Source organism: Ruegeria haliotis, assembly GCF_013377785.1.
Classification (GTDB): Bacteria; Pseudomonadota; Alphaproteobacteria; order Rhodobacterales; family Rhodobacteraceae; genus Ruegeria; species Ruegeria haliotis.
The window spans coordinates 549,093-569,879 of record NZ_JABXWT010000002.1 but is presented as its reverse complement, the minus strand read 5'-3'; the positions used below and the strand labels follow the sequence as shown (position 1 = coordinate 569,879).

Sequence of the window (20,787 nt, the reverse complement as noted above, 5' to 3'; positions counted from 1 at the left end):
GACGGGCGGTCCAGGCCGCCCGACTTTCCGGGCTTTGTCAGGCCAGTGTCTCGCGCAAGGCTTCTATTGCCGTTTCGGCGTCGTCGACCCAAGTGATGAAATCGGCAAGTGATGTATCCGCAAAGCCCTGTCCGATCACCTGATCCAGCAGGGACCGCAGCGCGTCCCAATAGCCATCCACATTCATGACCAGAATGGGTTTGTCATGCAGGCCCAATTGCCGCCAAGTGAGCGCCTCGAACAGTTCGTCCAGTGATCCCGGACCGCCCGGCAGGACCACAACAGCATCTGCGTTCATGATCATGACCTTCTTGCGCTCGTGCATCGTCTCGGTGATCACGAAATGGGTCAGGTCGGTCTTGCCAACCTCGCGCTTCACCAGATGAACTGGAATGACGCCGAATGTCTCTCCACCCGCAGACTGTGCTGCGCGTGCGACTTCGCCCATCAACCCGACATCACCGGCTCCGTAAACCAGCCGCCAGCCTTCTTGCGCCAGTAGGGTGCCAAACCGCCGGGCAGCGTCGGAATAGGCATTATTTGCTCCATTGCGTGACCCGCAATACACACAGACGGATTTCTGGGACATCAAAGGGGGGCTCCGGGGTTGTGTCAGACGTTTTGACCCGTGATAGCGGGATTGATAGATTGGCTCAACTGTCCGCCGGAATGCTTTCAACTCAAAGCATTTGCGCCGCGGAGCGAAAGGGAAATAATGGACGCCAAATCGGGAAACGGAAGCGGGGGTAACTTCGTCTGGGGGGTGATCGCCGGTCTCATCGCAATTCTGGGGGCAGGCGGATTGTACCTGTCCGGCGTTTTCACCGGCAACCCGACCCCCGATCAGCCGCCGCAGGAACAAGCTGTGGCTGATGCGGACATGGTGCAGCAGCCCACCGACGGCGCGACGAGCCAATCGACTGCAGATCAGCCTGTCGCAGAGTCCGGAGGAGCCTCGGACGTAGAAACGGATACGGCATCCGGTGAAGATGCTGCAGCAGAGATTGCACCAACATCAGTTGCGCCCCCGGTGCTGGACCAGATTTTCGTTGAGACCGACGGAAATGCGTTGCTGTCCGGAAATGCGGAGCCCGGAAGCCAGGTTCAGGTCTTGCTGGACGGTGCGCCACTGCATGAGTTTACCGTGGATGACAGTGGTCAGTTCGCCGAGTTTGTCTCGATCCCGTTCAGTGACGATGCGCAGGGCCTTGCTCTGGAAACGTCTGATGGTGACCAGAGTGCGCGTTCGGACGACTATCTGATTGCGGCGCTGCCTAAGCCAGCCGAAGACCAGATCGCCAGCGCGGATGTCCCGGCTGAAAGTGCTGAGGCACCGGCAGACAGCGCGAAACAGGCCACAGACTCGGGCGAGACCGCCGCGCAACCCGAGGGGGCAGCAGAGTCCCAGGTTGCCGAAGCGCCGACCGAAGACACCGACGAAGACCGTCAGATTGCCGTTCTACGCTCGGGCGAGGAGGGGGTCGAGCTGGTTCAGTCGCCCTCGGTGCAATCCGAGGCGCCTGAGCAGATCGAGTTGGACACGATCGGGTATTCTGATGCGGGTGATGTCCAGCTGACGGGGCGCGTATCCGAAGGGTCCGCTGTTCGGTTGTATTTGAACAACCGTCTGGTTACGGATCTGACCCCTACAGATGATGGCAATTGGCGCGGCGAGATCGAAGGGATCGACCCTGGTGTCTATACATTGCGTGTGGACGAGGTGAATACAGACGGGACCGTTCTGAGTCGTGTTGAGACGCCGTTCAAGCGTGAGCCGGTCGAGATTTTGCAGTCCGCCGAAGCCGCGACAGCGGATCAGGCGTCGGACGAAACGCCGCCGATCCGTTCAGTCACGGTGCAAAAGGGTGATACATTGTGGGCCATCTCGCGTGACCGCTTTGGCGACGGAGTGTTGTACGTCAAGCTGTTCGATGCCAACCGCAAACTGATCCGCGATCCGGATCTGATCTATCCGGGTCAGATTTTTACGATCCCGGAATAAGATACTACCTTCGGCCCATCGCGGGCCGGAGTCTATCTCTGACCGCAGACAAGGTACGTGATGAGACGGACGACTCCTAAGACCTCGGACGACATGGCGGATGATGATGAACGCCGTTCCGGCTGGCTGACGATCCGCAAGGTGGCACCATATCTATGGCCCGACGATGAACCCTGGGTGAAGCGCCGGGTGATGATCGCGATGGGTATGCTGGTGGTGGCCAAGCTGATCGCGGTCTACACGCCGATCCTGTACAAAGGCGCGGTCGACAGTCTGGCAGGCGAGGGTGTTCCCCCCTTGGCGCTGGGCGCGATCGGGGTGACCGTGGCCTATGGCGTGGCGCGAATGATGACGGTTGGGTTCCAGCAATTGCGAGATGCGGCTTTTGCCCCTGTTGGTCAGCGCGCCCTGCGAGCGCTGGCGCTGGAGACCTTTCAACACATCCATCAGTTATCGATGCGTTACCACGTGACGCGTCGGACAGGCGGGCTGAGCCGCATCATCGAGCGCGGTGTCAAAGGCGTTGAATTCCTGCTGCGCTTCTTGCTGTTTTCAATCGGGCCACTCATTCTTGAACTGCTGTTGGTGGCTATCATCCTGATGTGGTTGTTCGATGTTTGGTATCTGGTCGTGGTGGCCGTCACGATTGCGCTTTATATCTGGTTCACTTTTGCGGTGACCGAGTGGCGCGTGAAGCTGCGGCGCGAAATGAACGATCAGGATACCGAAGCCAACCAACGTGCCATCGACAGCCTGCTGAATTTCGAAACCGTCAAGTATTTCAATGCGGAATCCCGCGAAGCTGCGCGGTATGATGTGTCGATGAAGGCGTATGCGCAGGCCGCGCTCAAGACCGCTTATTCGCTGGCGTTTCTGAATTTTGGCCAATCCTTCCTGATCACCTGTGGCCTGATTGGTGTCATGGTATTGGCAGCGATTGGTGTGCAGAACGGGTCGCTGACGGTGGGCGATTTCGTGATGGTGAATGCCTATATGATCCAGATAACCGTACCGCTTAACTTTCTGGGTACGGTCTATCGCGAAATCCGGCAGTCCCTGGTTGATATGGGGCAGATGTTCACCTTGCTTGAGCAACCGGGGGAAGTAACCGACAAACCCGATGCACAGGATCTGAAGGTGACGGGGGGCGAAGTGACACTGGAGAATGTTCACTTTGGCTATGATCCGGATCGGGAGATTCTCAAGGGGGTTTCGCTGTCGGTCCCGGCCGGGCAGACTGTGGCCATTGTCGGGGCGACCGGGTCCGGTAAATCCACCATTGGGCGACTATTGTTCCGGTTCTATGATGTTACCGGCGGTGCGTTGAAAATCGACGGGCAGGATGTGCGGGACGTAACCCAGAACAGCCTGCATGCCGCCATTGGTGTCGTGCCGCAAGACACGGTGCTGTTCAACGACACAATCCGCTACAACATCGCCTATGGCCGTAATGGAACCTCGCAAGCAGACGTTGAAGATGCGGCCAGAGCGGCGCAAATCCATGACTTCATTGCGTCGCTGCCCGAAGGGTATGATACCATGGTCGGTGAACGCGGTCTAAAATTGTCGGGCGGTGAGAAGCAACGCGTAGGCATCGCCCGTACGCTGCTTAAGAATCCGCCAATCCTGCTGCTGGACGAGGCGACATCGGCCTTGGACACAGACACCGAACAGGACATCAAGGACGCGTTGGCCCGCGCGGGCGAAGGGCGGACGGTAATTACCATTGCTCATCGCCTCAGCACCATCGCCGAGGCTGACCGGATTGTCGTGCTGGAAAGCGGTGAAATCATCGAGCATGGCACGCATGACGAACTGCTGGAGCGCGAAGGCCGTTATGCGCAGCTCTGGAGTCGCCAACAGTCAGACAATCGGGCGGCTTGATGCCGCCCGGGACGAGCGTGTACATCAAATTTAATCTTTAATCTGCGGAGATATTCTTATGCGTAACGTGATAGCCAAAACTCTGATGTTCTTTGCAGTCGCGTTGCTGCTTCCTGCTATGGCTGCGGCGGACCCTCTTGTCGGTGTCTGGAAAACAGAACCTGATCGTAAGAATCTGATCTCGCATATTAAAATCACGGCTTGTGGTGATAAATTCTGCGGCAAGATCCTGTCGGCCTATGATGCCACAGGTAAGGAAGTGCAAACGCCGAATATTGGTAAGAAATTGTTCTGGGACGTGTCCAGTGAAGGCAGTGGCAAATACGGCGGCGGCGAGTTTTGGGTGCCGCTGATCGATGTCGATGCCGTACCTCAGATGACCCTGCAAGGGGACACGCTGAAGGTCAAAGGATGCGAGCATGTGCTCTGCGCACATCAGACCTGGTCGCGACTGCAATCGTGATATGGGTTGAGTTGTAATACTAAGTTACTCCGAATTTTCATTTGACCTTTCCGTATCCGCGAGAGAAAGCAGGTCAGACGCACGCCCGTGCGTGTTATGTCCGAAAACAAGGAAAGACTGATGAAATCTATCGTAGCGGTGCAATTCATAGCGGCTGTATTTTTCGCAACTGCGGCTCATGCAGAGGATCTGGAGTTTGTTCTTGTAAACGACTCCAGTTCAGATCTGGTTGAGTTCAATGTATCTCCGGCGTCTTCGGGCAATTGGGAAGGGGATTTGCTGGACAGCGGGTACCTTGCGCCGAATTACGAAGTTGGTGTGCTGATTGCGGATGGTCTGCAAACTTGCGTCTATGACATTCGCGGTGTGTTTGACGATGGTTCCTCGGTCGAGGATTACAGCTTGGATCTGTGTGACCTTGGTGAATACACATTTCTGGACTGAGCGGCTTTCTTGAAAGAAAATGGCGAACCCCGGGGGTTCGCCATCAGTGTTACTCTGCAGCCTTGAGCGGTGTTCCGGGCGGATTGTCCGAGTGGTCATCCTGCCTGCTTTCCGCTGTCGGTGTCAGGACAGGGCCGTCGCTCCAGATAATCTCGGTCGACTGCATTTCCCGCGCGGTGCGTCCGATGGCCATGTCTTGCGCGATTTGGCTGGACCGGCCCGCAGTGACCCGTGCCAGAGCTTTGCCCAGCCAGATCGCATAGGTTGCCACCCAAACGCGCAGCGCCAGGAACGAAGGCGTCACGATCAACGTCAGTACCGTGGCGATCCCAAGTCCAAACACAACGGCGGTCGCCAGCTGTTTCCACCACAGCGCTGTGGGGCTGTCGATGGTGTAGCCACCGTTGATGAAGTCCAACGTCAGGCCGAACATCATCGGCGTCAGGCCAGCCATTGTGGTCAGCGTCGTCAGTAGAACAGGGCGGATGCGGGCTTCGGCCGTGCGGACGATGGCGTCGATCCGGGGCATGTATTGGCTGTATTCCTGATAGGTGTCGATCAGAACAATGTTGTTGTTCACCACAATCCCCGCCAGCGCCACGATGCCCGTTCCCGTCATGATTATTGAAAATGGCTGCTGCATGACCAACATCCCGATCAGCACGCCGGTGGTGGACAGAACCACCGCCAGCAACACTAGAACGGAGTTGTAGAACGAGTTGAACTGAGCCAGCAGGATCACGAACATCAGGCCCAGCGCGCCCGCGAACGCGTTGACCAGAAAGGCACCAGATTCCTCCTGATCTTCCTGATCGCCGGTCCATTCCCAGCTAATTGCCTTGTCGAAGGGGTCGGTTTCCAGCCACTCTGTCAGAACGGCAATCCGCTCGTTTGGATTGATCAGCGCTGCTCGGGCGTCACCGTTTTTTAACGCGGACTGCAGGCTCTCGACGCTTTCCGCGCCGGTGGTCTGCACAACCTCAAATCGTTTTCCGTCAGGGCTGGACAGGGTTGAACCGTTGGATTCTGCCCCGTCTTCCAGTTCACGTACAACGGCCAACCGCTCTTCAGACCCATCAGGTCCATCGATCACAATCTTGCTCAGGCCTGGCTCTACATCAGCTTTTACGTCAAAATACCGCTCCTGATTTACGCGGTTGATCTCGGCCAGTTTTGCCACCGGTTGCCGTGTCACGAAGTTGGATAGCGGCACCAACCCGTCCTGCGTGCGTACCTTCAATGTGTCCAGAGTAGACAGGACCCGATCCTCTTCGGGGAGGCGCACGCGAATCTCGATCTCTTCGTCGGTCGTATCCGGGCGCATTTCACCCAACAGAATACCGCGCGTTACCAACTGCACCATGGCGCCCACCGTCGCGACATCCGCGCCAAAACGGCCTGCCTTGGCGACGTCGACATCAATCTGCCAATCGATACCGGGCAGGGGCAGGGTGTCTTCAGTTTTGATCAGACCCGGTGTGTTGTCGAATGCCCCGCGCGCTGTAAGGGTGGCTGAAGTCAGATCATCCCAGTCGTCACCCTTGATGCGCAGATGCACTGGCTTGGCCGAGGCTGGACCTTGTTCCAATGCCAAAATCTCAACCACAAACCCGGGCAGTTCAGCCAATTGGGCGTTCAATTGTTCGAGGACAAAGTCACCATCGTATTCCGGTGCCACGGAGTTTCGATCAAACAGGCCACCCAAAATGGGTTCAGAAACATTGGGGCGATCTTCCCATGGGATGATCTCGAATTGCACGCGACCGACGGTGTCCGCCGGGGCTTGCGCGCCGCCGTTGTTCTGATTCAGCCCACCTTCTCCGGCAAAAGAGAAAACGTTGATCACAGCCGGATGCGCGCTGATCACTTGTTCAGCGGCAAAGACCATTGCGTCTTTTTCGTTCAGTGACAGGTTGCCCCGCGCCCGAACATAGGCGGTCGCCTGTTCCGGCTCGCTTTCGACAAAGAACTCGACGCCTCGGTTGTTCGCACTGAAGATGTTCATGACCATCATGACGGCAAAGCCAATGGCAACGATGGACACGATCGGCATGATCGGGTTGCCGACCAGGAACTTGATCACATACCCGAAGGGTGTGTGCTCTTTGACCGTATGCACATGGGTGTCCGGTGCGCGCTCGATTTTCGCGGCGCCTAGGGTAACTGATCCGGCAAATGCGCCCAGGACAACCAGAATTGCGCCAAAAATCGCTCCACCCGATGCCCCTTCGGGAAGCAGGTAGGATGGATTCAGCACCTGCATTGCGCCCAGGAAAACCAGGTAGAAAGACGGCGCAACCAGAACGGCCCTTAACCACCAGGGTGTCCGCGCCCGCAACCAGGTTGATGCGCGGTCGAAAACGCGGCTCAGACGTCCTGAGACACCGCCCATGACGGGCAGATAAATCAACGCAACGATAAGCGATGCCGATAGAACAAAGATCAGCGTAACCGGAAGCATTCCCATGAATTCACCCGGAACGCCGGGCCAAAACAGCATGGGCAGGAAGGCACAGAGCGTTGTGGCGGTCGAGGACACGATGGGCCAGAACATACGCTGTGCAGCCTCGACATAGGCGTGCATCGGGCCAACGCCATCCTTGATGCGTTTGTCGGCGTATTCCACCACGACGATGGCCCCATCGACCAGCATACCCACTGCAAGGATCAGGCCGAACATCACGATATTCGAGATACTGACGCCCATGACGGCGAGAAATGCAAAGCACAACAGGAACGAAGTGGGAATGGCAAAGCCAACCAGCAGGGCTGCGCGCGATCCCAGCGAGGCCAGAACCACGATCATCACCAGTGCAATCGCGGTCAGAACCGAGCCTTCAAGCTGACTGACCATCGAGCCGACGATGCGGCTCTGGTCATTCGAGGTGCCGACGTCGACAGCGGCCTGCAATTCGGCTGGCCATTTCGTCTGCGCCTCAGCCACGGTTGCTTTGACCTGCTCAACCGTGTCGATCAGGTTGAAGCCTTTGCGTTTGACCACCTGCAGCGCAACCGTTGGTTCGCTGTCAAATCGGGCCGTGCCTTCGCGGTCTTCAAACGTGTAGTTGATCTCGGCCAACTCACCCAAAGTCACAACGCGGTCGCCATTGACCTTGATCGGCAGGCCGTAGACGTCTTGCGCTGTCTTGAAGGACGATGGGATTTTGACCGAAAATGTACCTTGCGCAGTTTCAACCTCACCGGCAGCGATCAACTGATTGTTGTTCCGCACAACATTGATCAGTTCGGCGGCAGTGACGTTGTAGGCCTCCAAACGCAGGGGATCGATGACAACTTCGAGCAATTCGTCCCGATTGCCCGCAATCCCGGCCTCCAGCACGGAATCCATCGCCTCAAGATCGTCCTGCAAATCCTTGGCTACGCGGGCCATGGTGCGTTCGGGTACAGCACCAGTCAGGTTGACAATGACGATGGGGAATTCGGAAAAATTGATCTCGTGCAGCGAATACTGTTCTGCGCCCTCAGGGAAATCGGCCTGCGCGCTGTTCATGGCATCGCGTACATCGGCCATGATGGCGGTCTTGTCCCAACCGAAATCAAACTCCAGCGCGACCCCGGCATAGCCTTCGGCAGCGGTCGAGGTCATTTCCTTGAGACCGTCCAGATCCGCCAACTCGGTTTCCATCGGTTTGATCAGAAGGTTTTCAGAGTCTTCCGCCGAAATGCCGGGGAACTGAACCGAAACAAACAGGGCGGGGATTTCGATATCCGGTTCGCCCTCTTTAGGGAGCCCTACATAAGCGAACCCGCCGACGGCCAGCGAGATCGCGATGAAGGCCAAAACCATTCGGGCCCGATCAGCGGCCCAGCTGACGATACCGGTCATTCTGATGCTTCCCGATATGTTGGAGCGACGGTTACGCCGCGTGTGACGAATTCCTGTCCGACAACAATGATATCAACGATTTCTGGCAACCCACCGATCCAGACACCTTCGGCCGTGTCCCGAAGGATACGAATGGGCATGAAGTCAACGACATCACCGGCACCAACAGTACGAACACCCAGCTGCCCTTCATTGCTGAGGGTGAGTGCGGATTGTGGCAGTAGGTGTGCCTTGGCCCCATCGGCTGAAATTCGGATCGTAGCGGTCTGGCCGTCACGAATCGTCAGATCAGGATTGGGTACAGTGATCTCGACTTCGAACGTTCGGGTGGTTTCGTCGGCCGAACGGCTCAGGAACGTTACTCGCCCTGCGACCTGGCGACCTGTCACCAGCTGTGCGGATGCTTCAGAGCCGACGAGAACGCGGTTCACTTCGGTCTCAGGTACAAACCCAACCAACTTGATCGGATCCAGCTGAATCACCGTCGCGCACAAAGATCCGGGTTGCATCAGACTGCCCAATTCCGCCGTATCGCTTTCCAACAACCCTTTGAACGGGGCTTCGATGGTGAGACGGTCGATTTCGCGCTCGGCCGCTTCGACTTCGGCAGCCGCAGCCTCGATACCAGCCCGCGTAGCCTCCAGCCCCGCTTCGGCAGACTTGATGCCGGCGCCGGCGGTGCTCATCGCAGCTTCGCTGGAAATCCGGCGCGTTTCCGAACCGAATCCGGTTTCCGACAGCTTGCGTGCGGCCTTCAGGTTGATGTCCGCCTCAGCCACCAGCGCGTGCGCTTCTTCCAGCCGGGCCTCGGCCTCGGGAACGCGGCTTTCAGCCTCCAGCCTACCTGCCATCGCCTCAGCAAGGCTTGCGGGGCGGGTGCCGGGATCAAGGTCACACAGCAGGTCGCCCGCCTCGACAAAGGCACCGCGACGCTTGGGTTCAGAGATTACGGTTGACGTCGTCTCGGCCAATACTTCGACCTGTCGGTTCGCCTTGGTCTGACCGCGCAGCAGCACAGCGCTGTCGATTTCGCGGGCCTCTGAGCGGAGTGCCACGACTCCGACGGCGGTCTCACTGATGGGCGTCACCCCGGTGGTTTCGCCTTCTGCGGTTGCGGATGCGTCGATTTCGCCCCGGCCCGCAAAGGCAAACAGCGCGTCACGTTCAAAAACGAGAAAATAGAGAGCGACGGTTACCAAAAGGGCGTTGATGAATGAAATCAAACGCATACAGTGATTCTCCCAGAATTCTGCGCCAAAATCTTCTTGGCGTGCATGCCTCAAAATGGGGCTTGGCATGTCCCTTTTCTACACTGAACTGGATAGTTCGTTTTATTTTTTTTCGCAAGAGCGGACTGTCCCGGTGTAAATGTGCAAAATCCGACCCTTGGCTTGGCCGTGGCGCCGGGGTATGACATGGCGCATTACAGCGGAAACCACAGCCTGGGGGCAGGGATGAGCGACGTCGACAGTTTCATTGATGAGGTCACGGAAGAGGTGCGCCGCGACCGACTGTACCTGCTTTTGCGCCGTTGGGGTTGGGTTGGCGTCTTGGCGGTTATTCTTATCGTGGGCGGTGCAGCCTTCAACGAATACCGCAAATCGCGCGATACATCTCAGGCACAAGAGCTAGGGGATGCGATTCTGGCAGCCTTGGCCGAAAACGATTCTGCAGCACGTGCAACAAGTTTGCAGGACGTGCAGGCGCAATCTGCGGGCGGGGACGCGGTTTTGAACATGCTGCTGTCTGCCTCGCAAATCGACGCTGGCTCCGAACAGGATGCGGTTAGCAGTTTGAACGCCGTTGCCGTTCAGGGTGATCTGCCTGAGATCTATCGCGCGATTGCAAGCTTCAAAGCGCTGCTGTTGCAAAGTGAAACACTGCCGGTCGCAGACCGTCGCCAGCAATTCGAGGCCTTGGCCGCGCCCGGCGCGCCGTTGCGCTTGCTCGCCGAGGAGCAACTTGCGCTAATTGATGTGTCCGAAGGCAATATCGATGCAGCGCTGGACCGGTTGCAAGCGCTACGGCAGGACGCCGAGATTGGCGTCGACCTGCAACAACGTGCGGCTCAGCTGATTGTGGCGCTGGGTGGGAAACCGGAACCGCTGGCGGCCCAGCAAGGCTGATCTGGCGGAACAACAATATGACAGGCGAGTTCGGATTGATATGGTGACAAGATTATTCTCCCGTATGGGTTTGCCGGTGACGGCAATTGCCCTGACTACATTGGCCGCCTGCCAAGAGCCCGAGAACGTTCTGCCGGGTGCGCGCGAAGACATTCGCCCAGCGTCCGATACGGAAACGGTTGAAACCCGTGGATCACAGCCGATCAGCTTGCCGGCGCAAAATGCGAATGCCAGCTGGCCCCAAAGTCCGGGGACCGCGGCGTTCCGAACAACAAATGCCGCATTGCGCGCAACACCACAGCGGATCTGGTCGACCTCGATCGGAAATGGTGACTCGCGCAAGCAACGCATTACAGCCGAGCCAGTCGTGGCAGGCGGTTTGATCTACACGCTCGATTCCGGTGCGACCGTGACAGCGGTTTCGCCTCAGGGGCAGGTGGCGTGGGACACGACCCTTATTCCGGCCAATGATGGTGATTCGGATGCCACGGGTGGTGGAATGGCCTATTCCAATGGTGTGCTGTACGTATCGTCAGGGTTCGGGCGTTTGACGGCGCTTGATGCTAAAACAGGTGCAGTTCGCTGGCAAAAACGCCTGAATGCCACGGGCAGCGGGGCGCCTTTGGTAAAAGACGGGTTGTTGTATCTGGTGGCCGGTGACGAAACGGGCTGGACCGTGAATACCAAAGACGGCCGTATCGTATGGCAGATCGAAGGTACGCCGAGCGTCGGCAACGTTCTGGGTGCGCCCGCGCCAGCCTTGACCTCGGACTTGGCGGTCTTTGCATTTGGGTCGGGAGATATTGCCGCGACCTTCCGCAAGGGGGGGATTCGGCGCTGGAATGCTTCGGTTGCCGGTGGGCGCCGTGGTCGCGCAGCTGCGCAGATCGTCGATGTGACCGGTGGTCCGATGGTGGCGGGCGATGCAATCTATATCGGCAACCATTCAGGCCGAACCGTTGCGTTTGACGGCTCTTCGGGTGAGCGGCGCTGGACAGCGGACGAAGGAGCCGTGGACACCGTTTGGCCTGCAGGCAACAGCATCTTTCTGATCAGCGATCGCAGTCAGTTGGTACGTCTGAACGCTGCAGATGGGTCGATCATCTGGGCGCAGGACTTGCCGGGGTTTGTCAAAGACAAACGGGGAAAACGCGGCCCGATCTTCGCTCATTATGGACCAATCCTAGCAGGTGGACGTATCGTTGTATCCTCAAACGATGGCTATCTGCGCTTTTTCAATCCGGTTGATGGCAGCCTGATTCACCGTGTCGAGGTGCCGGGTGGGGCGACCACCGCGCCCGTTGTGGCGGGGCAAACGCTGTATGTCGTATCGACCAAGGGTGAACTGCACGCTTTCCGTTGACGACAAGATGCGCTAAAGGGCGCGTCTGAGTCTTGAAAGTTGAGTATCATGTCGCTGACCCTCGCCATCGTGGGGCGCCCGAATGTGGGCAAATCCACCCTGTTCAACCGCCTTGTGGGCAAACGTCTGGCCTTGGTCGACGACCAGCCCGGCGTAACGCGCGACCTGCGCGAAGGCCAGGGGCGTCTGGCTGACTTGCGGTTTACCGTGATTGACACGGCGGGCCTTGAGGATGCGACCGACGACAGCCTGCAAGGTCGCATGCGCCGTCTGACCGAGCGCGCAGTGGATATGGCCGATGTGTGCCTGTTCATGATCGATGCCCGCACAGGTGTGACACCGACGGATGAGATGTTCGCCGAGATCCTGCGCAAACGATCGAAACACGTGATTCTGGCGGCAAACAAGGCTGAAGGCAACGCAGCGGATGCAGGCGTACTCGAAGCCTATAACCTGGGTCTGGGTGAGCCGGTTCGCTTGTCGGGCGAACATGGCGAGGGGATGACGGACCTTTATGATCATCTGATGCCTTTGGCAGATGCCGCAGCCGAACAGCAATCCGAGGATGCGCCCCAAACCGACATCGAACTTGACGAGGATGGCGAGGGAGAAGTCCCCCTGATCACCGATGCCAGACCTTTGCAGGTCGCGGTTGTCGGGCGTCCCAACGCCGGCAAGTCCACCCTGATCAACAAGATCATGGGTGAAGACCGTCTGTTGACGGGTCCCGAGGCCGGGATCACGCGCGACGCCATCAGCCTGCGCATTGATTGGGCGGATTCGGATGGCGACAGCACGCCCATGCGTATCTTTGATACGGCAGGCATGCGTAAAAAAGCCAAAGTTCAGGAAAAGCTGGAAAAACTCTCGGTGTCGGACGGCCTGCGCGCTGTCAAGTTCGCCGAGGTCGTGGTGGTCTTGCTAGACGCGGCCATCCCGTTTGAACAACAAGACCTGCGCATCGCTGATCTGGCTGAGCGTGAAGGGCGCGCTGTGGTCGTGGCTGTTAACAAATGGGACATCGAAGAGGACAAGCAAGAGAAACTGCGCGACCTCAAAGAATCCTTCGAGCGGTTGCTCCCTCAATTGCGCGGTGCCCCCTTGGTGACCGTTTCAGCCAAAACAGGCCGGGGTCTGGAGCGGTTGCGTGCCGCTATCCTGCGTGCTCATGACGTCTGGAATCGCCGGATGCCAACAGCCGCATTGAACCGCTGGCTAATAGAAATGTTGGAACAGCATCCGCCACCCGCACCACAGGGGCGCCGGATTAAGTTGCGTTATATGACGCAGGTCAAGACCCGGCCGCCGGGGTTTGTTGTGATGTGCTCGCATCCCGATAAAATGCCGGACAGCTATTCCCGTTATTTGGTCAACGGGCTGCGCGAGGATTTCGATATGCCGGGTACTCCTATTCGCCTGACGCTGCGCGGGCAGGGCGACAAGAATCCCTATAAAGGGCGGCGCAAGAAAAACGCGGGCGCGCTGGCCAAACATCTTAAGGGCAAGGCGTAACTGCGCCAATTTATAGCATTTTTGCTCAGGGGGCGTGACAGCCCCTTTTCAGCGCGCTAGCATTCACTAGCGTGCATTTGTTTTTATGCGCGTTGCTTGCATGTGGGCAAACTGCTCATATTTTTAGAAAAATGATAACCGGGCCATCGTAGGAGCGGGCTGGATGGATCTGAGGGAATATACGAGACAATATGCAGTGCAGGACAATCGACTGGCTGCGCTGAGCTACTTTGGAACATTTGCGGTGTATTTTACATCGCTGGCTCTGGCGATTGCCTATGTTGATCGTTGGTACATCATGGTTCCCGCCGGGACCGTCTTCGCCTTTTCGGCCGTGCGCCTTTACGTGCTGCAGCATGATTGCGGGCATCATTCGTTGTTTGAAACCCGTCAGCAGAATGAATGGGCAGGACACGGACTGTCACCCTTCACCTTTGCGCCCTTCGAAGTGATGAAGCAGAACCACAATCTGCATCACGCTGGTATTGGCAATCTGGAACACCGCGAGACGGGTGAAATCAACACGATGACCCTGCGCGAATGGAATTCTGCGAACTGGAAAACGCGTTTGTTTTACAGGCTATATCGTAATCCGTTCATCTTCGTTCCTGTTGGGGCACTGTTTACTTATTTCATTCGGTATCGTTGGCCCAAGAACACCGTGCGCTTTGGGATTGAGGGCGTCTTGCTGCACAACCTGTCGATCGTGGTCTTTCTGGGGTTGCTCTATCTGATTGGCGGCACGACCGGAATCCTGGTCTGGCTGGTATTTTCATTGCTGGGCGGCATGCTGGGTGTGTTCCTCGTCTATCTACAGCATAACTTTGAGGACACCTATTGGGACCGCCGCCCGGATCTGGATCCGAAGTTGGCAGCGTTGCAGGGCTCGTCGGCTTTGGATTTCGGCTGGTGGTTCGACAATGCAGTGGCCTGTATTACACTGCACGACATCCATCATTTCAACGCGCGTATCCCGTCCTATCGATTGCGAGCGTGTCACTATAACCTGCCACCTGAATACACGCCGCGACGGATCAAATTCCCCGAGGCTGTGGCGGCGTTGAACCTCAAATTATGGGACGAGGACGCAAAACGTCTTGTGCCCTTTCCGAAAAAAGAGCGTACTGCGGATCTTGCCCACAGCGGTTAAGACTGGGCGGCTTGTGCGGCCAGACCAATCACTTGCAGGACTGTATATCCTGCGGATATACGAAAACGCAGGGAGACAGAGAAAGGATCCGTAATGACTGCAGTGACCGACATTAAAGGTGTGGGAAAGACGCTTGGCCAAGCGCTGATTGCCATTGGTTTCAAGACTGCCGAAGACATAGCAAAGGCAAAACCTGTAGATCTGGTCAAGGTCTCCCGAATTGGTGTGGCGCGCGCATCGGTGCTGATTGCGTCTGCCAAAGCCGCCATTGCTGCAAAACCGGCTGCGGCAAAGCCTGCGGCGGCGAAGCGCGCAAATGCAAAGCCCACCGCGCGCCGCGAACCGACACGCACCACGACTGCTCGTAAACCGGCCGCGCGCAAACCGGCTGCACGCAAAACTGTAGCCGCCGCCGCTGCCGAGAAACGGGCGGAAGAAGCCGCGCGCAAAGCTGCCGAAGAAAAAGCCGCTGCCAAACAGGCTGAAGCCAAGGCTAAGAAAAAAGCCAAGGCCAAGGCCAAGGAAGAAAAAGCCGCCAAGAAACGCAAAGAGATGGAGGCCGCATTCTCCAAGGCCAAGGACAAGGTGAAGGCCAAGTCCAAGAAAGACAAAAAGTCCAAGAAGGACGACAAGAAAAAAGACGTGAAGAAGAAAGACGGCAAAAAGAAAGACAAGAAGAAGGATAAGAAAAAGGCGAAGAAGTAAGCCTTCCTCGCCTCGTTGAGCTTATCAAACCGGCACCGTGTTAAACGGTTGCCGGTTTCTTTGTATCAGGCCAGAGAGCCGTCGATCTGCAGCGTCAGCTTGCCACCCAGATAGGGGGCCAACACCTTGGGCAGAGACACAGTGCCGTCTTCGTTCTGGCCATTTTCCAGCACTGCAATCAAGCAACGCCCCACCGCCAGACCCGAGCCGTTCAGTGTGTGCACGTATTCAGGCTTGCCACCGCCATCGGGACGGAAGCGCGCGTTCATACGACGGGCCTGAAACGCGCCGGTCGTCGAGACCGAGCTGATTTCGCGATACGCGTCCTGACCGGGCAACCAAGCCTCGATGTCATAGGTGCGGCGGGCACCAAACCCCATGTCTCCGGTGCACAGGATGACGGTGCGATAGGGCACGCCCAATTGTTCGAGCAAATCCTCGGCGCAGCGCAACATGCGTTTCTGCTCATCATCCGAGTTGTCCGGATGAGTGACTGAGACCATCTCGACCTTTTCGAACTGGTGCTGGCGCAGCATGCCTGCGGTGTCTTTGCCAGCGCTGCCGGCCTCAGAGCGGAAACAGGTGGTATGTGCGGTCATGCGGATGGGCAGGGCGCCTTGTTCAAGGATGTCGCCCGACACCGAGTAAGTCAGCGTGACCTCGGATGTTGGGATCAGCCACCAGCCATTGGTGGTCTGATAGCTGTCCTCGCCGAATTTCGGCAACTTATCGGTGCCGTACATGGCCTCGTCGCGCACCAGCACGGGGGTCTGCATCTCGGTCAGGCCGTTTTTGTCGATATGCGTGTCCAGCATGAACTGGGCCAGTGCCCGATGGATACGTGCCACGCCCTTGGAGAGGTTCACAAATCGGCTGCCGCTGGTTTTGGCGGCGGTTTCAAAATCCATTGCCGCCGCGACCGCAGGGATTTCGTAGTGTTCCTTGGGCGCAAAGTCGCAATTACGCGGCGTGCCCCAGCGGTTCACCTCGACATTGTCGTTTTCGTCTGCGCCTTGCGGCACGTCGTCGGCTGGCAGGTTGGCGATGCGTGCCAGCTGATCGGTCAGTAGCGCGTCCAGATCCTTGGCTTCGGTCTGCATGCGGGCAATCTCGGCCTTCTTCTCGGCCACCAATGCGCGCAGGCGTTCGAATTCGGCGTCATCACCACGTGCTTTCGCGGCGCCGACTTCTTTCGAGGCCTTGTTTTGCTCGGCCTGTGCGGTTTCAGCGGCGAGAATCTTGGCTCGGCGACCTTCGTCCAGCCGCAACAAGTCTGACGACACCGGCGCGTCCCCGCGGCGCGCAAGGGCGGCGTCGAAGGCAGCAGGGTTTTCGCGAATGGCGCGGATGTCGTGCATGGTGCATGTCCTTAATGCGTGAATCACTAACGCCGCTTATGCACCATCTGACCGGCAGGGTGTAGCATCGGTTGCGCAAATTGCGCTTACTTCTCTGCGACCTCGTCGGAATCATGAGCCAGATGACCATCCCAGTGTTCTGCCGGGATTTTCGGCTCGGGTGGATCGGCGATGTACGAAGGCGTCATGATCTGAACGTTGTTCTCATTGAACACTGCGACGATGTTGCGATGCAGGTCCGATTTGATTTTCGGAATGATACTGCCGCGTGTCGAATAGCCGTTGATCTGATAATTGATCGCGTAGTCGGCCAAAGCGGTCCACAGTACGAAAGGTTCAGGCTTGGCCTTGATCCCCTTGGTGCGATTGGCGGCTTCGATCAACATCGCCTCGATCTTATCAGACGGTTCTTCGTATCCGATACCCACCGTGGTGTGCAGCAGTAGCCCGCTGCCGTCGGTTTTTTTCGAGAAATTCACCACATCTGAGTTCATCAGTTGCGCGTTTGGAATCGAGATCAGCTCGTTTTTGATGGATTTCAGATGTGTTTCCATCAGTTTGATTTGAACCACATCGCCAATATGTTCGCCGATCTGTATCCGATCCCCGATTGAGGTCGAGCGGCGGTAGATCACGAACAGACCCGCAAGCATGTTGGAGACAACCGAGTTTGCGCCCAGTGACAGCATGGCCCCAACCAGAAGTGTCAGGCCTTGAAACGCTGCAGAATCCGAGCCGGGGATATAGGGAACGGCAAAGACCAATGCGATCATGACGGTAACGACGCGGGCGATGTTGAAGGTTGGGTTCACCCAGTGTTTTTCAAAATCACCCATCTCGAACGTGCCCGCTTCGACGGCGTCGAAGAACACGCGCATGCCCTTTATGACATACAACGTGACCCAGGAAATCAGGCCCAGCATGATCAGGTTGGGGATATAGCTGATAACGCCTCGGAAGATCACCATGACCGGTTCAGTCAGGTACGTTAGCAGCAGTTGCGCAAAGTAACGGGTTTCAGCGAAAGCCAGTAGAACGAAGGACAGGTAATAATAGAAACCCAGGAAGAAGAAGACCAGTAGAACGAAATTCAGGCCATAGCGGATCAGGGCGGCAATTGCCTCGGCCTGGACACTCTTTGCGGTGGCGGTTTCGACATCGCTGAGATAGCGCATAACCAGTTTTAGCGTGCGCCGCCTGATCCTGCGATGCAGCCACAGGATTATTACGATGAACAGGGCAAACCCAATTGTCCACGCGGCAGCCTCGATGGCGCCTGACACGCGTGCCTGTTCGGTGCGGTTGGCGCGGTAGGCAACAATGGCCTCTTCGATTGCATCGCGGTGAAGAATGCTGAGAACGTCCAGAGTCATCTGGTCCAGTTCGGCGTCCGCTGTGGTGACGATCGAAACTATGATGCCGTCTGCAAGGATACGGTTCCCAAGCTCTGTTTCTTCAAAGGTAATCTCGACACTTGGATTTTCCGAACTTTCGGCGACTTCAATAATGCTGTTCTGAACCCGTTCGGCCCGCTCTGGGGCAGGGAGAGCGCTGGACCCACGCAAGAAGAACAAAGTGTCGCCATCGACGATAACTGGTGCCTTGAAGGTGTCCGATTCAGCAACCTCTGCCTCGCCACTCTCAGGAGCCGCTTCTTGCGCTAATCCGGGGATGGAGAGAGAAAGAACCAATGCCAGAGCCAACAGCAAAAGCGTCAGCAATTGGAATGGTTTGTAGTGATATGTCATCGCGCCTCCAGTCGCCCAACTATAGCCAAGTTGGATCGTCTTCCTAGGGCATATCTGCAACGGTCGCCATCATCTTTGTCCGCAGCAACAACATCTGAGAGGGTCACAGCGCTGCCTCTGCTTGCAAACGCTCATTTCAAGGCATAGGTTCCGGCCAAATTTGCGGAACGGTGCCGCAAGATCTGAACAAAGGAATATCCCATGGATGGTGGTTCAATCGCCCAATTTCTCCCGCTGATCCTGATCTTTGCGATCATGTATTTCCTGCTGATCCGTCCGCAGCAGAAGAAGATGAAGGAACATCAGGCCATGGTCGAAGCCGTGCGCCGGGGCGATCAGGTCGTGACCCAGGGTGGGCTGATCGGTAAGGTGTCCAAAGTCAAGGAAGACGACAACGAGATCGAGGTCGAGATCGCCGATGGCGTCAAGGTGCGCGTGGTCAAATCGACCCTCGCTCAGGTTCTGAACAAGACCGAGCCTGCGAAGTAATTTCGCGTTCCAAATCCTTGAAAAGGCAGGGTAATGCTGCAAATTGATACCTGGAAGCGGGTTCTGATCTGGCTGGTCTGTGTGACCGGCCTGCTCATGGCTCTGCCGAATGCGTTTTACACGCGCGTCGAACAATCCAATGATGCCAAAACCGCCATCGAGTTGGGCATCGACACACCGGAGATGCAGGCAGAGGCTGCGCAGTGGCCCAATTGGTTGCCATCTTCGCTGGTTAATCTCGGCCTGGATCTGCGCGGCGGAGCGCATCTTCTGGCCGAAGTTCGGGTCAGTGATGTCTACGAATCCCGAATGGAGGCGATGTGGCCCGAAATCCGTGATGCTCTGCGGGACGAACGTGAATCTGTCGGCACCATCCGCAAACAAGCCTCGGAGCCCGACGAGATTCGTGTACGCATCAGCCAGCCCGAGGGCATGTCCCGCGCGCTGGAGGTTGTCCGCGGGTTGGCGCGTCAGGTGCAGACCCTGACTGGCGTGGGTGCAACGGATATCGAGGCACGCGCCGAGGGCGACACGATCGTGATACAGCTGTCTGAGGCTGAAAAGCTGGCCTCGGACGATCGAACCGTGCGTCAGTCACTTGAGATTGTGCGCCGCCGGATCGATGAGGTCGGCACCCGCGAGCCTACTATTCAGCGTCAGGGTACAGACCGTATCCTGATCCAGGTACCTGGAATCGGCAGTGCGGGTGAGCTGAAAGATATCATCGGGACCACCGCGCAGTTGACCTTTAACCCGGTTGCCGGGCGTGGCACCGACCCGGATGCCGTGCCGGGTATTGGCGAGGAAGTTGTACCATCGCTCGACGAGAGCGGTGTTTACTATACCATCGAGTCCGCTCCGGTCGTGACGGGCGAGGATCTTGTGGACGCACAGCCCTCGTTTAACCAGAACGGTCAGCCGGCGGTGAGTTTCCGGTTCAATACGTCCGGTGCACGCAGGTTTGGCGACTATACGCGTGACAATGTAGGGGCGCCTTTTGCCATCGTTCTGGATGACGAGGTGATCTCAGCTCCAGTGATCAATCAGCACATCCCGGGTGGCTCGGGCATCATCACAGGCAATTTCACCGTCGAAGAAAGTACCAACTTGGCCGTCTTGCTGCGCGCCGGTGCTCTGCCTGCGCGGCTGGAATTCCTGGAAGAGCGTACCATTGGCCCAGAGCTTGGGCAGGACAGTATCGACGCGGGTAAAGTGGCGACCATCGTGGCATTTGTCGCGGTACTGACTTTCATGGCGCTGAGCTATGGTCTGTTTGGTATTTTTGCCAACATCGCACTGATCATCAATGTGGGCCTGATCTTTGGACTGCTTTCGCTGATCGGGGCGACGCTGACCTTGCCAGGGATCGCGGGCATCGTGCTGACGGTTGGTATGGCCGTGGATGCCAACGTGCTGATCTTCGAACGTATCCGCGAAGAACTGAAATCCGCCAAAGGTCCGGCCCGGGCGATTGATCTGGGTTACGAAAAGGCGCTGTCGGCCATCCTGGACGCTAACGTGACCACTTTCATCACGGCGGTGATCCTGTTTGCCATGGGCAGCGGTCCGGTACGTGGCTTTGCCATCACTCTGGGTTTGGGCATTCTGACCTCGGTCTTCACCGCGATCTTCGTGACGCGCCTGATGATCGTCATCTGGTTCGAACGCCGCCGCCCGAAAATGATCGAGGTTTGAC

The 20,787-nt window shown here is 57.4% G+C and carries 16 protein-coding genes; 11 read left to right on the top strand and 5 right to left on the bottom strand.

The window, feature by feature from the left end; all coding sequences use genetic code 11:
* Window positions 1–37: 37 nt before the first annotated feature.
* The gene (locus HW561_RS07840) at window positions 38–589 is read right to left on the bottom strand and encodes an LOG family protein (protein ID WP_176863365.1); all 552 of its coding nucleotides are present in this window, start codon (window positions 587–589) and stop codon (window positions 38–40) included.
* Window positions 590–715: 126 nt separating this feature from the next.
* On the opposite strand from HW561_RS07840, the gene HW561_RS07835 reads away from it, so the two are divergent.
* The 4 genes from HW561_RS07835 to HW561_RS07820 all read left to right on the top strand — a co-directional run bounded on the left by HW561_RS07835 (window position 716) and on the right by HW561_RS07820 (window position 4,793).
* Window positions 716–2,002 carry a LysM peptidoglycan-binding domain-containing protein gene (locus tag HW561_RS07835; RefSeq protein WP_176863363.1) on the top strand — a complete coding sequence of 429 codons (1,287 nt, stop codon included), beginning with the start codon at window positions 716–718 and terminating at the stop codon, window positions 2,000–2,002.
* Between the two features lie 60 nt (window positions 2,003–2,062).
* A complete protein-coding gene (locus HW561_RS07830; protein WP_176863361.1) occupies window positions 2,063–3,886 on the top strand; it encodes an ABCB family ABC transporter ATP-binding protein/permease in 1,824 nt (607 codons plus the stop codon).
* A 58-nt stretch (window positions 3,887–3,944) separates the two neighbouring features.
* Window positions 3,945–4,349 carry a DUF2147 domain-containing protein gene (locus tag HW561_RS07825; RefSeq protein WP_235962832.1) on the top strand — a complete coding sequence of 135 codons (405 nt, stop codon included), beginning with the start codon at window positions 3,945–3,947 and terminating at the stop codon, window positions 4,347–4,349.
* 120 nt (window positions 4,350–4,469) lie between these two features.
* Window positions 4,470–4,793, top strand: a complete 324-nt coding sequence (locus tag HW561_RS07820) for a hypothetical protein (RefSeq protein WP_176863359.1) — start codon at window positions 4,470–4,472, stop codon at window positions 4,791–4,793.
* Window positions 4,794–4,842: 49 nt separating this feature from the next.
* On the opposite strand, the gene HW561_RS07815 is transcribed toward HW561_RS07820, so the two are convergent.
* Entirely contained in the window at window positions 4,843–8,640 is a 3,798-nt protein-coding gene (locus HW561_RS07815; RefSeq protein ID WP_176863357.1) for an efflux RND transporter permease subunit, read from the bottom strand.
* Window positions 8,637–9,869 carry an efflux RND transporter periplasmic adaptor subunit gene (locus tag HW561_RS07810; RefSeq protein WP_176863355.1) on the bottom strand — a complete coding sequence of 411 codons (1,233 nt, stop codon included), beginning with the start codon at window positions 9,867–9,869 and terminating at the stop codon, window positions 8,637–8,639. The genes HW561_RS07815 and HW561_RS07810 overlap by 4 nt, the downstream gene beginning before the upstream one ends.
* Window positions 9,870–10,094: 225 nt before the next feature.
* Here HW561_RS07810 and HW561_RS07805 point away from each other — a divergent pair, with 225 nt between their 5' ends.
* The 5 genes from HW561_RS07805 to HW561_RS07785 all read left to right on the top strand — a co-directional run bounded on the left by HW561_RS07805 (window position 10,095) and on the right by HW561_RS07785 (window position 15,496).
* Complete coding sequence (locus HW561_RS07805; protein WP_176863683.1) at window positions 10,095–10,766, top strand: hypothetical protein; 672 nt, start codon at window positions 10,095–10,097, stop codon at window positions 10,764–10,766.
* Window positions 10,767–10,806: 40 nt separating this feature from the next.
* Window positions 10,807–12,129 (top strand): PQQ-like beta-propeller repeat protein, encoded by a 1,323-nt coding sequence (locus HW561_RS07800; protein WP_176863353.1) that lies wholly within the window; start codon window positions 10,807–10,809, stop codon window positions 12,127–12,129.
* Window positions 12,130–12,177: 48 nt separating this feature from the next.
* Window positions 12,178–13,641: a ribosome biogenesis GTPase Der gene (gene der / locus HW561_RS07795; protein WP_176863351.1), complete on the top strand. Its 1,464-nt coding sequence runs from the start codon at window positions 12,178–12,180 to the stop codon at window positions 13,639–13,641.
* Window positions 13,642–13,804: 163 nt separating this feature from the next.
* On the top strand, window positions 13,805–14,791 hold the full coding sequence (locus tag HW561_RS07790) for a fatty acid desaturase (RefSeq protein WP_176863350.1): 987 nt from the start codon (window positions 13,805–13,807) through the stop codon (window positions 14,789–14,791).
* A 93-nt stretch (window positions 14,792–14,884) separates the two neighbouring features.
* The gene (locus HW561_RS07785) at window positions 14,885–15,496 is read left to right on the top strand and encodes a helix-hairpin-helix domain-containing protein (protein WP_176863348.1); all 612 of its coding nucleotides are present in this window, start codon (window positions 14,885–14,887) and stop codon (window positions 15,494–15,496) included.
* Window positions 15,497–15,561: 65 nt separating this feature from the next.
* Here HW561_RS07785 and serS read toward each other — a convergent pair whose 3' ends face one another.
* Both serS and HW561_RS07775 read right to left on the bottom strand, forming a co-directional pair.
* Complete coding sequence (gene serS / locus HW561_RS07780; protein WP_176863346.1) at window positions 15,562–16,854, bottom strand: serine--tRNA ligase; 1,293 nt, start codon at window positions 16,852–16,854, stop codon at window positions 15,562–15,564.
* A gap of 86 nt (window positions 16,855–16,940) precedes the next feature.
* Complete coding sequence (locus HW561_RS07775) at window positions 16,941–18,602, bottom strand: mechanosensitive ion channel family protein (RefSeq protein ID WP_176863344.1); 1,662 nt, start codon at window positions 18,600–18,602, stop codon at window positions 16,941–16,943.
* Between the two features lie 201 nt (window positions 18,603–18,803).
* On the opposite strand from HW561_RS07775, the gene yajC reads away from it, so the two are divergent.
* Together yajC and secD are read left to right on the top strand one after the other, a co-directional pair.
* Window positions 18,804–19,091, top strand: coding sequence for a preprotein translocase subunit YajC (gene yajC / locus HW561_RS07770; protein ID WP_176863342.1), 288 nt, complete (start codon window positions 18,804–18,806; stop codon window positions 19,089–19,091).
* Between the two features lie 33 nt (window positions 19,092–19,124).
* Complete coding sequence (secD, locus tag HW561_RS07765) at window positions 19,125–20,786, top strand: protein translocase subunit SecD (protein ID WP_176863339.1); 1,662 nt, start codon at window positions 19,125–19,127, stop codon at window positions 20,784–20,786.
* Window position 20,787: the final 1 nt, after the last annotated feature.

Coding starts and splice junctions, on each gene's coding strand:
- yajC (WP_176863342.1), top strand. CDS start 18,804: ATGGATGGTGGTTCAATCGCCCAATTTCTCCCGCTGATCCTGATCTTT.
- HW561_RS07840 (WP_176863365.1), bottom strand. CDS start 589: ATGTCCCAGAAATCCGTCTGTGTGTATTGCGGGTCACGCAATGGAGCA.
- HW561_RS07805 (WP_176863683.1), top strand. CDS start 10,095: ATGAGCGACGTCGACAGTTTCATTGATGAGGTCACGGAAGAGGTGCGC.
- HW561_RS07815 (WP_176863357.1), bottom strand. CDS start 8,640: ATGACCGGTATCGTCAGCTGGGCCGCTGATCGGGCCCGAATGGTTTTG.
- HW561_RS07835 (WP_176863363.1), top strand. CDS start 716: ATGGACGCCAAATCGGGAAACGGAAGCGGGGGTAACTTCGTCTGGGGG.
- serS (WP_176863346.1), bottom strand. CDS start 16,854: ATGCACGACATCCGCGCCATTCGCGAAAACCCTGCTGCCTTCGACGCC.
- HW561_RS07790 (WP_176863350.1), top strand. CDS start 13,805: ATGGATCTGAGGGAATATACGAGACAATATGCAGTGCAGGACAATCGA.
- HW561_RS07785 (WP_176863348.1), top strand. CDS start 14,885: ATGACTGCAGTGACCGACATTAAAGGTGTGGGAAAGACGCTTGGCCAA.
- HW561_RS07825 (WP_235962832.1), top strand. CDS start 3,945: ATGCGTAACGTGATAGCCAAAACTCTGATGTTCTTTGCAGTCGCGTTG.
- HW561_RS07775 (WP_176863344.1), bottom strand. CDS start 18,602: ATGACATATCACTACAAACCATTCCAATTGCTGACGCTTTTGCTGTTG.
- HW561_RS07800 (WP_176863353.1), top strand. CDS start 10,807: ATGGTGACAAGATTATTCTCCCGTATGGGTTTGCCGGTGACGGCAATT.
- HW561_RS07830 (WP_176863361.1), top strand. CDS start 2,063: ATGAGACGGACGACTCCTAAGACCTCGGACGACATGGCGGATGATGAT.
- der (WP_176863351.1), top strand. CDS start 12,178: ATGTCGCTGACCCTCGCCATCGTGGGGCGCCCGAATGTGGGCAAATCC.
- secD (WP_176863339.1), top strand. CDS start 19,125: ATGCTGCAAATTGATACCTGGAAGCGGGTTCTGATCTGGCTGGTCTGT.
- HW561_RS07810 (WP_176863355.1), bottom strand. CDS start 9,869: ATGCGTTTGATTTCATTCATCAACGCCCTTTTGGTAACCGTCGCTCTC.
- HW561_RS07820 (WP_176863359.1), top strand. CDS start 4,470: ATGAAATCTATCGTAGCGGTGCAATTCATAGCGGCTGTATTTTTCGCA.